General features: G+C 38.9%; 12 protein-coding genes. 2 read left to right on the top strand and 10 right to left on the bottom strand.

What is annotated here, in order from left to right:
- Positions 1 to 16 precede the first annotated feature (16 nt).
- Together HNP77_RS02965 and murC are read right to left on the bottom strand one after the other, a co-directional pair.
- Positions 17 to 886 (bottom strand): YicC/YloC family endoribonuclease, encoded by an 870-nt coding sequence (locus tag HNP77_RS02965; RefSeq protein WP_184651664.1) that lies wholly within the window; start codon positions 884 to 886, stop codon positions 17 to 19.
- The gene (gene murC, locus HNP77_RS02960; protein WP_184651663.1) at positions 883 to 2,388 is read right to left on the bottom strand and encodes a UDP-N-acetylmuramate--L-alanine ligase; all 1,506 of its coding nucleotides are present in this window, start codon (positions 2,386 to 2,388) and stop codon (positions 883 to 885) included. The genes HNP77_RS02965 and murC overlap by 4 nt, the downstream gene beginning before the upstream one ends.
- A 129-nt stretch (positions 2,389 to 2,517) precedes the next feature.
- On the opposite strand from murC, the gene HNP77_RS02955 reads away from it, so the two are divergent.
- On the top strand, positions 2,518 to 3,144 hold the full coding sequence (locus HNP77_RS02955) for an outer membrane beta-barrel protein (protein WP_184651662.1): 627 nt from the start codon (positions 2,518 to 2,520) through the stop codon (positions 3,142 to 3,144).
- A 146-nt stretch (positions 3,145 to 3,290) separates the two neighbouring features.
- Here the strand turns inward: HNP77_RS02955 and HNP77_RS02950 are convergent, their stop codons facing one another.
- The 8 genes from HNP77_RS02950 to flgF form a co-directional block, all read right to left on the bottom strand.
- Entirely contained in the window at positions 3,291 to 3,866 is a 576-nt protein-coding gene (locus HNP77_RS02950) for a hypothetical protein (protein WP_184651661.1), read from the bottom strand.
- 128 nt (positions 3,867 to 3,994) lie between these two features.
- Complete coding sequence (locus tag HNP77_RS02945) at positions 3,995 to 5,791, bottom strand: phage tail protein (RefSeq protein WP_184651660.1); 1,797 nt, start codon at positions 5,789 to 5,791, stop codon at positions 3,995 to 3,997.
- A complete protein-coding gene (locus HNP77_RS02940; RefSeq protein ID WP_184651659.1) occupies positions 5,791 to 7,584 on the bottom strand; it encodes a DUF4959 domain-containing protein in 1,794 nt (597 codons plus the stop codon). Before HNP77_RS02940 ends, HNP77_RS02945 begins: the two co-directional genes overlap by 1 nt.
- Positions 7,585 to 7,602: 18 nt before the next feature.
- Complete coding sequence (locus HNP77_RS02935) at positions 7,603 to 9,114, bottom strand: HD-GYP domain-containing protein (protein ID WP_184651658.1); 1,512 nt, start codon at positions 9,112 to 9,114, stop codon at positions 7,603 to 7,605.
- Positions 9,104 to 10,138, bottom strand: a complete 1,035-nt coding sequence (locus HNP77_RS02930; protein WP_184651657.1) for a hypothetical protein — start codon at positions 10,136 to 10,138, stop codon at positions 9,104 to 9,106. The genes HNP77_RS02935 and HNP77_RS02930 overlap by 11 nt, the downstream gene beginning before the upstream one ends.
- 220 nt (positions 10,139 to 10,358) lie before the next feature.
- On the bottom strand, positions 10,359 to 10,910 hold the full coding sequence (locus HNP77_RS02925) for a rod-binding protein (RefSeq protein ID WP_184651656.1): 552 nt from the start codon (positions 10,908 to 10,910) through the stop codon (positions 10,359 to 10,361).
- A gap of 103 nt (positions 10,911 to 11,013) precedes the next feature.
- Positions 11,014 to 11,808 carry a flagellar basal-body rod protein FlgG gene (gene flgG, locus HNP77_RS02920; protein WP_184651655.1) on the bottom strand — a complete coding sequence of 265 codons (795 nt, stop codon included), beginning with the start codon at positions 11,806 to 11,808 and terminating at the stop codon, positions 11,014 to 11,016.
- Between the two features lie 21 nt (positions 11,809 to 11,829).
- Positions 11,830 to 12,630 (bottom strand): flagellar basal-body rod protein FlgF, encoded by an 801-nt coding sequence (gene flgF, locus HNP77_RS02915; protein ID WP_184651654.1) that lies wholly within the window; start codon positions 12,628 to 12,630, stop codon positions 11,830 to 11,832.
- A gap of 162 nt (positions 12,631 to 12,792) precedes the next feature.
- Here flgF and HNP77_RS02910 point away from each other — a divergent pair, with 162 nt between their 5' ends.
- Complete coding sequence (locus HNP77_RS02910) at positions 12,793 to 15,042, top strand: EAL domain-containing protein (RefSeq protein ID WP_184651653.1); 2,250 nt, start codon at positions 12,793 to 12,795, stop codon at positions 15,040 to 15,042.
- Positions 15,043 to 15,088 lie beyond the last annotated feature (46 nt).

The following is a 15,088-nucleotide window of genomic DNA, read 5'->3' as shown; positions in this document are numbered from 1 at the left end:
GAAGAAAAAAAGTTGATTATTCTACGTTCTTACTCTGCTCCCTGATGTTCTCAAGGGCATCCTTTGCATTTACAACCATTGCCCCGACTTCTGCAAACTGATTTTTAGAACCGATGGTATTTATTTCGCGGTTAGCTTCCTGACAGATAAAATCAAGTCTCTTGCCGGGAACCGGAGAAGAAGTTATCTCTTTTCTTAAAGCTTCAAGATGACTCTTAAGGCGGATGATTTCTTCATTAATCGTATACTTTACAAGCATTGCTGCAACTTCCGTCATGATTCGGTTTTCGTCCACATGATCTCCTAAAAGTTCATTAAAGCGGCTTGTAATCTGTTCCTTAAATTTTTCTTCCATCTTTGGCTGCCACATTGCAAAAAACTCTGCACAGGAATCAAGCACGTCAAGTTTTTCAAGAAGATCTTTTTTAAGGTTTTCCCCTTCCCGAATTCTGTCAGCTGCAAACTGATTGAGAACTTCTTCAAGAACAGGACTTATTTTTATCCACATTGCTTCTGCATCATACTCATGAGTTACGTTAAGGACCCCGTCCTGGTTTACTACCAGAGAAAGACTTACGCTGTCATCTTTCATTCCCAGAGAAGAAGCAACTGTCTTCATTGCGTCAAAATACATTCTGGCAGCGGCAGTATCAACACTTACCTTTGCACTGGAATTCAATTCACGTATTCTGATAGAAAGATCTATCTTACCCCGCACTGCCCTTTTTGTAACTTCTTCCCTGATTCTGCTTTCTACAGGATTAAGATAGGAAGGCATGTTTATGTTAAGATCAAGAAACCTGTTGTTGACAGATTTTATTTCTACACTTATCTGAGTTGAATCCTGAATTACTTCCTTAAAGCCGTAGCCGGTCATGCTGTTCATCTGTTTACTCCATAGCTTTCAATAATTGTTTTTCCAAGTTTCCAGTTATCACCGGCACCCATCGTGACAAGAAGATATCCGTCAGGATAATTAGTGCCGGGATTCTGCTCAAGAAGGTTCTTTACAAACGGAACTGCATCCAGAATTTCCTCAAAATAATTTACGTCTTTGTGATAAAGCTTTGCCTGTTCATAAAGTGTTTTACCGGTGATATTAAAGTCGGCAATATTTTCTCTTGCAGAGGCATATATTTTATGAAGAACCACAACATCCGCATTTTCAAAACTGGAAGCAAACTCTTTAAGCAGAGACTGAGTTCTGGAATATGTATGGCTCATAAAATCAACGATGATTTTTCTTCCCTTATAAAACTGCCTGTAGCCTTCAAGAGTTGTTTTTATGGCAGTCGGATGATGTCCGTAATCATCAATTACAAGGACGCTGTTTCCAGACGAAGTTTTAAATGAACCGATTTTTTCACTGCGGCGCTTTCCTCCGGTAAAATTCAGCAGGCCTTTTTTTATCTGCTCAACATAATCAAGAGGATTCTTTTTATCAGCAGCAAGAATACGGCAGGCAAGAGCTGTTGCAGCAAGGGCATCAAGCACTTCATGTTTTCCGGGAACAGTAATCTTTAATTCCGGAATCAGGGAACAGCTGAATACCTGACATTCATTTTCCACAGCAGAAGAAACAAGTTTAAAATCTCCATCTGCCTTAACTCCATAAGGAATCATCACGATGTCATTTCTTTTTTTTGCTGCAATTCCTGCAGTTTCTACAGCGCCCGGATCATCGGCGCAGTATATAAGTTCACCGCCGGAAGGAAGACGGCATATATAATCAACAAAAGCATCCCGTATTGATTCATATGTAGGATAAAAATCCTGATGATCACTTTCTACGGAAGTAAGTATGATCTTCTGAGGACAGAAAGACATAAAGTGCCGCTGGTATTCGCAGGTTTCGGCAACAAAGTATTTTTTTGAATCTTCGCTCAGATTCTTTATCATTGGTGATGTATATGTACAGGTTGCTCCAAAAGAATTGATTATGCTTCCGGCAAGAGTCTGAGCTGCTACAGGAAGTTCCTTTAATATAGTTCCTGTAAGTCCAGTCGTACTTGTTTTTCCGTGAACTCCGCACACTCCGCAGGAATATGCACCGGCTGAATAACTGCCTAACGCCTGAGTATAAAGAAGACATGGAATTCCCCGGCGCACCGCTTCAATAAGATCCGGATTCTTATCAATTTTATACGCACTTGAATATATTACATACTGAATGTCATCAGTTATGTTTTTTCCGCTGAATTCAAGAGCCTTCAAATTAAGCTTTTCAAGAATTTCATCAGTATAAAAACGTTCGCTTACATCACTGCCTGTAATTACGGCACCGTTATGATGAAAAATTTCTACAAGGGCTGCCATACCGGTTCCCTTGATTCCTACAAAATGAATATGAACACCCCTCAAATCCTGAGGCAATCTAATATCTGACATAGGTACATAATACCGTTTTTTACATCTCTTGTCATTCAGGGCATACATACGGAATCATTGACAGTAAATTAAATTAAAATTAAGATTTTTTTACAGTTTTGCATCAAAATATAATTCAGGAGAAAACAAATGAAAAAAACGATTATCATTTCACTGCTTTTGGCTGCTTCAGTTGCATCTGTTTTTGGTGCTTCAAAAAAGAAAAAGAAGGGTGAATGGTGGAATTCCTACGGACGCGCAGTACAGGAAAACAATCTTCTTCTTAACGTCGGAATGGGTATAAACGGTAACCTGGGACAGGGAGGAGACCTTTCAAGTTACATTCCTCCTTTTGAAGCAAGTGGGGAATATACAACCTTTATCGGTGTACCGATCGGCTTCGGAGGTTTTATCGGCTATACAGGCTATAAAACGGAAGAAAGCGTAAATGCCGCTGCTACTTACATAACAACAACTAAAGAAAGAAACGTTTTCTATTTTGGAGGACTTGCAAACTATCACTTCAATCTTGTAGATGAACTGGATCTTTACGCAGGTGCAAAAATCGGACTGGATTTTAAAAATGAGGACAAAAAAGTAAGTACCACTTTCGAGGGAACAACAACTACAGTATCAGAATCTGATGAATGGATGAGCCTTCATTTCGGGATAAATGCAGGCGCCACATATTACTTCAATGATTTCTTCGGAGTAAACGTTGAAGCCGGCTTCCCGACAATCCTCAGGGTTGCAGCAAGCTTTAAACTTGACTTCTAAAAAAACGGGGATGACCAATAAGTTCAAAAAGTGTCATTTTCGGGCTTGTCCCGAAAATCTATTTAATTACAAAAAGATTGCCGTGTCGAGCACGGCAATGACTCATACTTATTGGACAGCCCCATTTTTGTATCTGAATAAAACTATTACAGACCGTTAAGCAGGTAATTTGCAAGAAGAGTCTTCCAGTTAAAATTGGTTAAATCTGTCAGTTCTGTATAACCTGTTTTAGTATTGCTCATAGCAGCCGGAGCTTTTGGAAGGGCAAGCTGAGTATCAGAATCACGAAGTTCCTTTTTTGCCCAGTAAATAGCCGTAAACTTTGTCTTAGTTCCGGCAAAAGTATAAGTGCTATTTTCATTTGAATCACTATCTACAGCATCAATAGGGAATGTTTTATAAGTATAAGACCCTGCATTCATTCCAAGAGATTCAATTTTAACTGCAGCATGAGCAAGGATTGTAATACCGGCAGGAAGGGTAATATTCTTATCAAGATTAGAGTCGCCAGTTGTACCCGTATAGTCTTCAGGACAGTAAATAATGTCCAAATAAAGATCAGGATCACCACCATTTTCTTTACTTGAAACTACATAAACAGGAAGCTCACACCAGGTGTTTTCAGGACCTGAAAGTTCATCTGCAACTTCATCACATCCTGTAAAAGCAAAACTTCCGGCAAAAAGAACTGCTGCAGTAAGCAATCCAAAAATTTTTTTCATAAGATTCTCCTAAAATTCAGGGAACAGGCACTCTTTTTATTAACCTGCTCCCAGATAGATATTAAACTTTTATAAGTATAATGCAAAAAAACGCTGTCTTCAATCTAAAGATTTAACTGTTAACAGAATTATCTTTTTGAACCGATTCCATAGCGGTAATAAATATAATTGCTGACAGTATCAATTTCTTCTTCTGAAAGCACGGTATCATAAACCATTACACAGGCAATATAAGTATCTCCAGGTGTCGTTGATGTATCAATTCTGGTACCGAGATAGACATTAGTCACTGTATTACAGATTCCCCTTACAGTAGAAAGGGTATTAACATAATAGTTAGAATAATCTGTAGTAATTTTTGCAGAGCCATATTCATTACCGTAAAGATCAAAATAATTACTTCCTGATTTTAATCCCCACCATCTGATTGCTGCATCCTCTGGCCGGGACGGATGTGTTTTTAGATTTTCCGCAAATTTATAATAGGATTCCCTTTCTGCATCCGTTGACATTTCCATATTCCACAAAGACTTGTAAAGATGCCCTTCTCCGTCACTCCAGGGTTGTCCATAAGCATAGCCCAGAGAAGTTTCGCCTAATGTAGAAAGATTATTTGTAGAAGTATAACTTACAAGCTGTTTTTCTCCATTCAGATATGCAAAACTGTTTGACACTCCTGTTGATTTAAAATTTGCAACGGCACATAAAGTAAAAGGAACTCCTGAAGAAGCAAGCTTTACATAATTATCTTCTTCTTCTGAATCATCAAATAAAAAGCGGTATGTTCCGGAATAGCCGTTTCCGGCAACTATATGGGCATAGAATGAATTTGTCTTCCAGCCGGTTTTTACATCGTATTTTCTGTCAACTGTCCCGAAAGAAGGAAATGACAGGTTATAACCGTTTGTTGCAGTATAATAATACGAAGAAGTAAGCGATGTTCCCTTCTGAGCAACTATAAAAGTTGTAGTACCGTCATCCACATTATTAGCAAAATTTCCCTGTGCAGTAAGCCGTTCATAATTCTTAAAATAAAGAACCGGCTGATTTTTTATTGTAGCAAGGGAAACATAAGACGGGACTTCACTATTAAAAGCTACGGCATCACATCTGCTGGAACTATAATCCGGCATGCGTATTACTTTACCGTAAGAATCAAAATCAGAAGAAGTAACAAGATCTGCCCTGAGCCATAAAGTAAGATGAGAACCCTGAATATCTGCAGGCTGGGGATAACCGGAACCGATAAGCCTTATTGAAACTCCTGCCTCTTCATTTAAAATAAGATCTGCTTCATCCCATGATTCCGTTGAAGAAGGTGTATATTTAACAGTAATACAGGCAGTTTCTCCCGGTTTTAAAAGAGACACATCACTTTTTATAAAAGAAAAGACATTTTCTTCTCCTTCCACATAAGAAACTGTTATATTTTCAAGAGAAACATCTTCCGTAAGGTCCGAAGTATACAGAAAAGCTTTTTCAGAAGATTCTCTTACGTATCCGAAGTCAAGAGTTTTATAATTCAATTTATACGTAATCAGGTCTGTATTGATGTTAGGAGTATATTCAATACTTTCTCCGGAAGAAACCGTTCCTTTTTTATTGACGGTCTGAACGGTAAAGACATAGTTTTTTCCTGAATCAAGTCCATAAATCGAATAGGAATCTCTTTTATCTACAGTTTCCGTCATAAAAGCAGCCTCTCCCTTAACGGCAGAAGAAATACGTATTTTCTTAACGGAAGGATCATCAGGAAGAACCCAGTAAAGAAGCACCTGTGAATTTGAAATGACATTCTGGGCAAGAGAAGTTACTTCCGCAGGCGGAACATTAAAATTACTTTCATAAACTTCTGTTGAATATTCACTGCCGCAGGAAATGAACAGGACCATCAGCATAATAAAAAAACAAAATTTATTCTTCATCATTCCTCTCCTATTCCATACCTGTATTTCAAATAAGTACTGACTTCAGCAATCTCTTCATCAGTCAAAGCCGTATCATAAATAATTACATCTTCAAGATAATTATGTAAAAGTACCGTAGAATTAACAATTGAAGCACCAAGATAGACATTGGAAACTGTTCCCATGGTCTCTTTTTTTGGTGTTACAATATTTTTAAGATATTCAGTAAGATCACTCTGAGTAGTGTTACCAATAATATTCCTTAAATAATACCAGCGTAAGGCGTAGTCATAAGGTCTTGTGGGATGTTCACCAGGATTCTCCTGATAATAAAGCTCCTTTGTATTTTCATCGCTGTCTTCAAGTTCCATATTCCAGAGAGTTTTATATAAATGTCCGGCTCCGTCACTCCAGGGTTTTCCATAAGCAAATCCGTTATTCGTCGTATAGTTTTTTCCAGATTCAGAAAAATCATAGTTCTTGCCGTTAAAGCTGTGAGTATAGGACAAAAGCTGTTTTTCTCCGTCCAGGTAGCCAAAAATATTCGAATCGCTCTGACTAAGGTCCATAACCGTACACAGAATCTGAGGAACGTTAGCTTCACTAAGTTTTAAAGTATTATCATCAGATTCATTATCATCAAACATAAAGCGATAGCTTCCTGAAATTCCGCTTCCATAATAATACGGAGCCCAGCGCTGGGTTGTTGAAGTTCCTGACGTTTCATCATAATATCGGGTTACATATCCCATTTGAGGATAAGAAGTCGAATAGCCGTTTGAACACAAGAGAAAATAATGAGCACCGTTCGAAGCTGCAGTACGCTGGACGACAGCAAATGTTGTAGTAGCTTCCTTAGCCTTAACGATATCTCCCGCAGCTTTAAGCCTCTGTATTCCCTCAAACAAAACTGCCGGCTGCGAATTCAATGCAGCAACAGATTCCCTGTACAAAGGAGGATAAGAATCAAATTCAACTGCATCAAAACCGTTACCGCTATAATCAGGAAGTCTCATAACCTTTCCGTATTCATCAATGTCATCTTCCGAAATCAAATCAGGCCGTAACCACAGTCTTAAATGCTCACTCTGAATATCTGACGGCTGCTTAAAATTTGAAGCTATAAGCCTTATCCTGATTTCAGGATTCCTGCATAGCACCAGATCACTTTCATCCCAGGAAGGACTTTCTTCCGGAGAATAAGTTATAGTGATATTAGTTGTCTCTCCGTTACTAATTTTTATGACGCTTATATTCTTTACACTGAATGCATTTTCCGTACCTGAAACATATTCAATTTCTGCTGATGAAAGATCAAGCTGTTCATCAAAAACAGACGTATATACAAAAGACTTATCAGCGGATACAGAAGAATACCCGAAATCAAGGGCAACATTGCTGTATTTATAAGGAATAAGATCCGAATTAATATTAGGACGATACATAAGGCTTATACCGGATGATTCCCTTCCGCTTTTATTTACAGTATATACTGTAAATTTATAACTCTTATTTGACTGAAGTCCGTATACAGTAAAAGAAGTAGTCTTTTCCATTGTTTTTGGAGTTTCAAGATTTCCGTGAGCCGGTTCCGCCTGAATTTTAAGATACTTGATTTCAGAATCTTCAGGAAGTTTCCAGTTCAAAACAACGGTATCCTTTATCTGCGACTGGGTTAAGTTCGTTACGTCCGCAGGCTGTCTGTTAAAATTAGAATTATAAACTGCTGAAGAATACTCTTCATTACATGAAACAAAAAAGAATACAGCCGCAGATAAAAAAACTCCGGTAAATACTGATTTCAACTGCATAAAACTATCACCACCTTTTCAAACTACTGCAATCAATGCCTGCACGATATCCGGATCATACAGGTTTGATGAATTTTCCAGTTCTGAAACAGCCATGTTTCTGTCCATTATTTCCCGATAATTTCTGCTGGAAATAAGAGCGACATAACTTTCTGCAACGCGAAGCACACGGGCAATGAAGGGAATCTCTTTTCCTTTCAGACCGAAAGGATATCCTGAACCGTCCATATTCTCATGATGCTTGCTGACCGCGTCTTTAAAAAGAGGACGATATTCTTCATCAACAAAAAAAATCATCTTCTCTGCATTTGAAGTATGAGTTTTTAAAACCTCAAACTGATCCTTTGACAGAACATCCGCCCTTAAAATTGATGAATCAATACTCAGAAATCCGATATCATAAACTAAGGCCGCTGCATAATTTAAAAGAATATCTTTCCGGCTGCATCCCATCTCCGTACAGATTTTTACAACCAGTTCTGCAACCTGAGTCGTTACATTTTTCCGCTGAGTAACACTGTCTATCTGACTGCCATACTTGCGGCAGGTTTCTATTAAGCTCATGACTTCCTGCGCCTCTGCCCCGGCATCTGAAGTACTGCCTGTAAGTAAGGAAGGGTTTACAGTTATGGCAGGAACACGCTGTGTCCTCATGGCCTGCATTGTCTGAACAGTTGTTTTTAACTGTTCACTTTGAATTTTCTGCTGTCTGCTGAAAAAAACTATGAGAAGAATAATTACTGCAGAAACTGCAGTTACCAGAACAAGAATAAAAAATCTGTTAAAGTCTTTTTCTGCAGCTGCAGTATTTTTAACATTTTCAGAATTTTCATTCATTGAACGAATAAGTTCAGTCATTTCTGCATGACGTCTTTCATCGTTTTCTGCAATTTTCTTTTCCTGCTCAAGCCTTATCTGCTCAAGCCGGGCACTTTCACGGGCCTGCTGTTCCAGTTCAGCTTTTCTGCTTGATTCAAAAGCCTGCAGGAGTTTTTCAAGTTCCGCGGCTGAAATTCCCCCTGATGAAACCTCGGAACTTTCTGAAACGGCATTTTCACCTCCGCCGGAGACCTCCTGTTCTTCTTCCAGAGTTTTTTCCGTCTGCCTTATCTTTTCAACAAGAGCATCCTCCTGTTTTTTCTTAAGTTCCTTTTCTTTTTCAATCTGTTCAAAATAATCTCTTGCTTTCTTTACATAAGGTGCAGCAGCAGCCCTTACTTCTTTACCTCCGGGAGCAACCTCCTTTTCAAGTTCAAGAAGCAGCTCCCAGTTTTCTGCCTTAACATAGGATTCCGCCTGAGAAACAACAGCCTTCTTTACGGCAGTTTCATATTCATACGGAATTTCCTCTCCATTGTAAAACTTAATTATAAAGAGAGCGTAGGAATAAGCTTTTTCCGTATTGCCGACAATAATATTTTTATTTATAAGTTCCGCAGCCCTGTTTACCGCTGCCTGGGAAAACAGGGTAAAAACTGCAAAAAGAGACAGAAATAAACATATCCAGATTTTTTTCAGCTTAACGTCCATTTAAAACTATCCCGGCACTAAATAAACAATCAAGGTATGATTCACTTTCATGCCCTATAAAAAAAGCATTAAACCTGTTTTTTTCTGCAACATATATTCCCAGCATAGGTTTAATCCGGAAAATATACTTAAAGTCAACTTCTGCTCCAAAAGCAAAATCCTGCATGGAATCAGACATTGATGAAGCAAGATCTAAATCGAAAAAAGCCGTCAGGAAAAAATCCGGCATAAGTTCAAAATCATTTACTCCTATACCGATCAAAGGACTGGATATACTTTTATAAAGTGAAGCATTACTTTTTACAGTACGGTTCCTGTATCCGGCAGAAAGAGAAAGAGGAACAGGAAACACTGGAGAGGTAACGGCAGCCCTTAAATTGAATTCACCTTTCCCGCCTTCCTCTGACGAAATCATAACCGGTGAATATACATAATCAAGATTAAGGTCAAATTTTATTCCTGGATGAACAAAAGCTGCTTTAACTTCTCCTCCAAAACCATAGCGCAGAAATGAATCAGTTTCTGTAAAGGAAGAAGCTTCATAATCAAATGCAAGAGGAATCAATCCGATTTCCACCGGAAAATTCCTGTACGATACTTTTCTCAGGCTTCTATAGTACTCTGCAACAGAAAACTTATATTCCTGCAGGCGGCGGGCTTTTTCTTCAACCTTTTTCTTTTCTGCCACAACAGCGGCTTCCTGCTGCTCTTTTATTTTATCTTTACGGGCCTTTTCAATTGCCGTGTACATTTCCTGTGCCTTTTTATTGTCCATATCAAAGAGAAGCACGGTTTCCGTATAATCTGCAGCAAGATCGACATTTCCCTTCATTATAAGTTCTGCAGCAACATCAAGAATCCGCTGCTCAAACTTCTCTGAATAAGAACCGGAGTTTTCAAGAACAGTTAAAAGTCCGTCACTGTCCTCATTTTTTAATGCTGTCTCAAGCTCAGTGAAATCCTGGGCAAAAAGTGAGACAACAGAAATTACAGACAACAAAAAAAAGCTGCTTATTTTTTTCATCTTAAAATCCTCAAAAATTTGTTTTAAAATAACAACTTCAATAATATTATAATTTCATTCTCGACCAAAATCTCCAAAAAATCTACATTTATTTAAAAAATGACACCTTTTTTGATATATATTCTATAATCTGTTATTAATTTTTCTATCTGTAATCAAATTTTATATAAAAAAAACGGCATCAAAAAAAAATGACGCCGTTTTTTAGCCGCAATCAGAATTAGCGCTGACCGGAAAGTTCAATGTAAATCTGGTCGGCAATACCGAAACCAGAATTCTTAGTCAGGCTTTCGGCAAGATTATCATACATCATGTCTTCATACATGTTTCTTGCATAATCATTTCCATCACCGGAAAGACTTGTATGCTGAATGGTATTCCTCATGGAAGAAAGCATCATCTTTACCATATAGTTTTCCATTTCCATGCTCTGAGCATAAAGATCAGAAGTTCTGTCTATTACGATTTTCTTACCGGAAGAAGAGGCAGAATTTGCTGCAAATCCCCGTGGAGATGCAGTCCTGTCTTTTTCAGAAGTAAAAGTTCCGTAGAATCCCTGAGTATAATCCCCATTAAGACGGTGATTGCGGGCAATCTGGCTGGAAGACACTCCTCCCACAGAGGTTTTGGGAGCATCAAGATTTTTTCTTGCATCTTCTACAAGCCGCTTGAATTCATCGTGCTTAAGATTATCCCTTGCAGAATTAACCATATATGAGCCGTCTGACAGAGTTCCTGTAATTCCAGTTCCACCTATTCCGCTGACTGCCATCTGCTTTTCCTCCAAAAAAAAAGGCTGTTCCCTTTAAAAATCGGAAAAACAGCCTTCATACATTAATTCTATTTATTTAAGCATCTTCAGATTAAATCACGGTTTAACGTTTTAACTGACTTGCAGTCTGAAGCATGGAATCACTGGTCTGTATTGCCTTTGAGTTAAATTCGTATGCTCTCTGGGCAACAATCATCTGAACCATTTCATTTACAACGCTTACATTACTCATTTCAAGATAACGGTGCCTTGTAATACCCATACCGTCTTTACCCGGGCGGGAAGCTACAGGATCTCCCGAAGCATTTGTAACCTTATAAAGATTGTCTCCGGTGTTTTCAAGACCTACTGCATTCGGAAAGCGGTAAAGTTCAAGCTGCCCTACTTCAACAGGTTCCACCTGACCGTCAACCTTTACGCTTACTTTACCAAGATCATTTATATTAAGGGTCTCAATCTGAAAACCTTCAGGAAGAATAATTTCCGGCATAAGCCTGAGTCCGTTTGCCGTAACCATCTGGCCTGTAGAATCCACCTTAAAAGAACCGTCACGGGTATAAGCCCAGCTTCCGTCATACTGCTGAACGCGGAAGAAACCTTCTCCCACAATTGCAATATCAGTATCTACACCGGTATGCTGAAGGGAACCCTGACTCATGATACGCTGAGTTGCACCGATTTTTACACCGCAGCCCATCTGAAGTCCTACAGGAGTAACTGTATCTTCAGTAGCAGGAGTTCCTGCCATCTTTACATTCTGATATACAAGGTCTTCAAACTCAGCACGATGCTGTTTGAAACCTGTCGTATTAACATTGGAAAGATTGTTAGAGATAGTATCAATATTAGCCTGCTGTCCGTTCATTCCGGTTGCTGCATTCCATAAACTTCTTACCATAATTCTATCCTGCCCCTATTATTATCTATTTACAGTTACAACCTTAGACCAGAGGGTATCCATCATGGAATCCTGTGTCTGCACAGTCTTCTGGTTTGCCTCATAGGCACGGTTAACTTCAATCATCTGAACCATTTCATTAACAACGTTAACGTTACTAGTCTCTGTAAATCCCTGCACAATCTGCGGACGTTCATCACCTTCTGCAATATGGGCATCTCCTGACCAGCGGCTGGTGTTATAAAGGGAAGAACCGGTTTTCTGAAGGTAACGTTCATTGTCAAAACGAACAAGTTTAATACGGTCAACAAGAGTTCCGTCTTCCCTGGAATAAATCATTCCGTCTTTATTAACCATGAATTTATCATCTTCAACGTGAATGTCGCCGTTTTCTCCCTGTACCGGATATCCTTCTTTTGTAAGGAGAATTCCCTCTTTTCCGAGAATAAAGTTTCCGTTTCTGGTGTAGCGTTCTCCCATAGGAGTTTTTACCGTAAAGAAACCTTCTCCGCTCAATGCCATGTCAGTATTAGTTTCTGTATTTTTAAAAGACCCCTGAGAAAAATCCGTGTAAAGCTCGTTTGTCTCTACACCAAGACCGATGGTACCGATAATCGGCTTTACGTCTGCAGAACCGAAAACAGTCGGATAGACACCGTCTGCACGGGAACGGCGTAAAAGAAGCTCGCTGAATTCCTTACTTACAGGAATATCTTTCTTAAAACCTGTCGTATCTACATTTGCAAGGTTATTGGAAATAGCATCAAGCCTGTTCTGCTGTGCGGTCATTCCGCTTGCACCGATATACCATCCGCGTATCATAGTCTGTAATCTCCTGTTTTTATTATCGGTATCTGATTTTTTTTCTTAAGGAAACATCTGAAAAAGAATCATCTGTGCTTCATTTACTGCGGAACTCCTTTTACATGTAAAGACTTTGTTTTAAAAGTTGAAAATACGAAAATTTGACTTATAATTCAGGGAATGAAGATCAGGCGCTATCTTGCATCTATTTTTAGTATTTTCACCATTGCAGCACTAAATGCACAGAATACAGTTTCTGATGAACTCCTCAATATAACGGATTCTTCTGTCCAGATTGAACTGACTGAACAGGAAAAGGCAGCTGTCGAAAAACACAAAACCCTGAGGGTTGTCATCGATCCAGCCTGGCCGCCTCTTGAATTCAATGGCAGCACTGATCCGGGCAGTTTTAACGAAAAAGGAATCAATATCGAGATTCTGAAAGAACTTGCAGCCATATATGACATAAAGCTTAACTTCATTCCTACCGGAAGCTACGCAGAAAGCATTCAGTACATACTCAACGGTAAGGCTGACATAATAAGCGGTTACGTACGTCTTCTTGACCAGTACCCCCAGATAAAACAGAGTTCCAAAACCTACAGATCACAGCTTCTGATGATTTCCACCACCGGTCACTATCCGGAAGAAGGAGATACCGTAGGAATAACGGAATTTCCCCAGGCTCTTTTAGAACGACTCCACAACGAAATCGGTATAAAAGACCTTAAATTCGACACCAACCAGAAACCGGAAATTACCCTGGAGCGATTCAGGAACGGAAAATATAAATACATAATAATCGGTCAGGCAGAACTTTCCTATGCAGATAACCTTCCGAAGCATACAGCCTACAATCTTTCTTTATCCTATTCACAGCAGTTTGCATTCAATCAGAATATGGAAGATTCCTTTATTTCAGCCTTTAACAAAGCAATAAACACCTTCTCCTATTCCAACCTCAACCTTATTTTTTATAAAGTCCAGAGCCAGCATCAGAATGAAAAACAGGAACAGTTAAAAAAACGCGAGCAGAGACACAACATGAGCATTACATTCCTGTCTAACTCCGTCATCATTGCCTTAGTAATAATCATGTGCATGATGACCGTTCTGAGACATAAGCTCCATGAAATCACTTACGATGACGTTACAGGACTGCACACCTACAGCCGATTCAGGCGGGATGTTCTGAAAATACTCAAAAATCATAAAAGCGAAAACTATCTTTTTCTTTCACTAAACATCGACGACTTTGGATTTATAAATGACAGTTACGGTTTTAATTACGGAAACAGAATACTTGCTCTGATTGCAAAGCATTTTATAGAAGAATGCACAAAAGGAGAAAAATACTGCCGTTACTATGCAGATACTTTCATTTTCTTCATGAAGGATCCGCTTTCAATGCCCCTTATTGAAGACAGGGTATTTAAGCTTACGGATGTTTCTGACCACATAGCACAGCTGCTTCCTAAAAAATACGTAATGACTTTCAGTTCCGGCGTTTACTATGTAACGGACAACAATGACAGGGACATTACCGGCATGGTTACAAAAGCCAACATTGCCAGAAAAATGAATAAAAAGAATTTCATAACCCACAGAACGGCTGAATATACACTGGAAATGAAAAAAGAAAACGACTGGAACCGTGAGATAACCCTTTCCATGAATAAAGCTCTGGAAAACAGAGAATTTGTCGTTTACTATCAGCCGAAGTTTTCCCTTCGGACAAAAAAAATAATAGGTGCAGAAGCCCTCATAAGATGGAACAAACCGGAAACAGGACTTCTGGGACCAGACAGATTCGTTCCTCTTTTTGAGCACAACGGCTTTATAGAAAAAATTGACATCTATGTATTCAATGATGTATGCCGCTTTATGAATGAATGGAACAAATGCATGGACGGAAAGTGCCCTTACCCTATTACAATCTCCTTCAATCTGTCCCGCTACCATCTTTATGATTCAGACCTTATAGAGAAACTTACGGGAATAAGCAGGGAATACAATATCGATCCGTCCTACATTGAAGTTGAACTTACGGAAAGCATAATGTTTGACAACATGAAGCGTCTTGTCCGGGTAATGAACGACATAAAAAAAGCCGGGTTCAAAATTTCCGTAGATGATTTCGGTTCCGGATATTCTTCACTGAACATTCTCAAAAATATGCCTGCAGATGTAATAAAACTCGACAAAGAATTTCTGCCAAATGCCCAGCTGGATGAAAAAGACAGCATAATAATCGAATCCGTAATCAGTATGGCAAAAAAACTTAACATGCAGACTGTAGCAGAAGGAATTGAAACAGAACAGCAGTCAAAGCTTCTTGCAGGAATCGGCTGTGACATTGCCCAGGGCTTCTTCTTTGCGCGGCCTATGCCGGGAGAAGCATTTATGGAACTTCTAAAAAAATACATATAAAGTTTGCAAAATTGAATTTACGGGTTTATAATTTTCAATAGATAAA

Origin of the sequence: Treponema rectale, assembly GCF_014202035.1 — a bacterium.
In the GTDB taxonomy this organism is placed as follows: domain Bacteria; phylum Spirochaetota; class Spirochaetia; order Treponematales; family Treponemataceae; genus Treponema_D; species Treponema_D rectale.
Note: the sequence above shows the minus strand (reverse complement) of the source record. Positions and strands in the feature narration are given on the sequence as shown.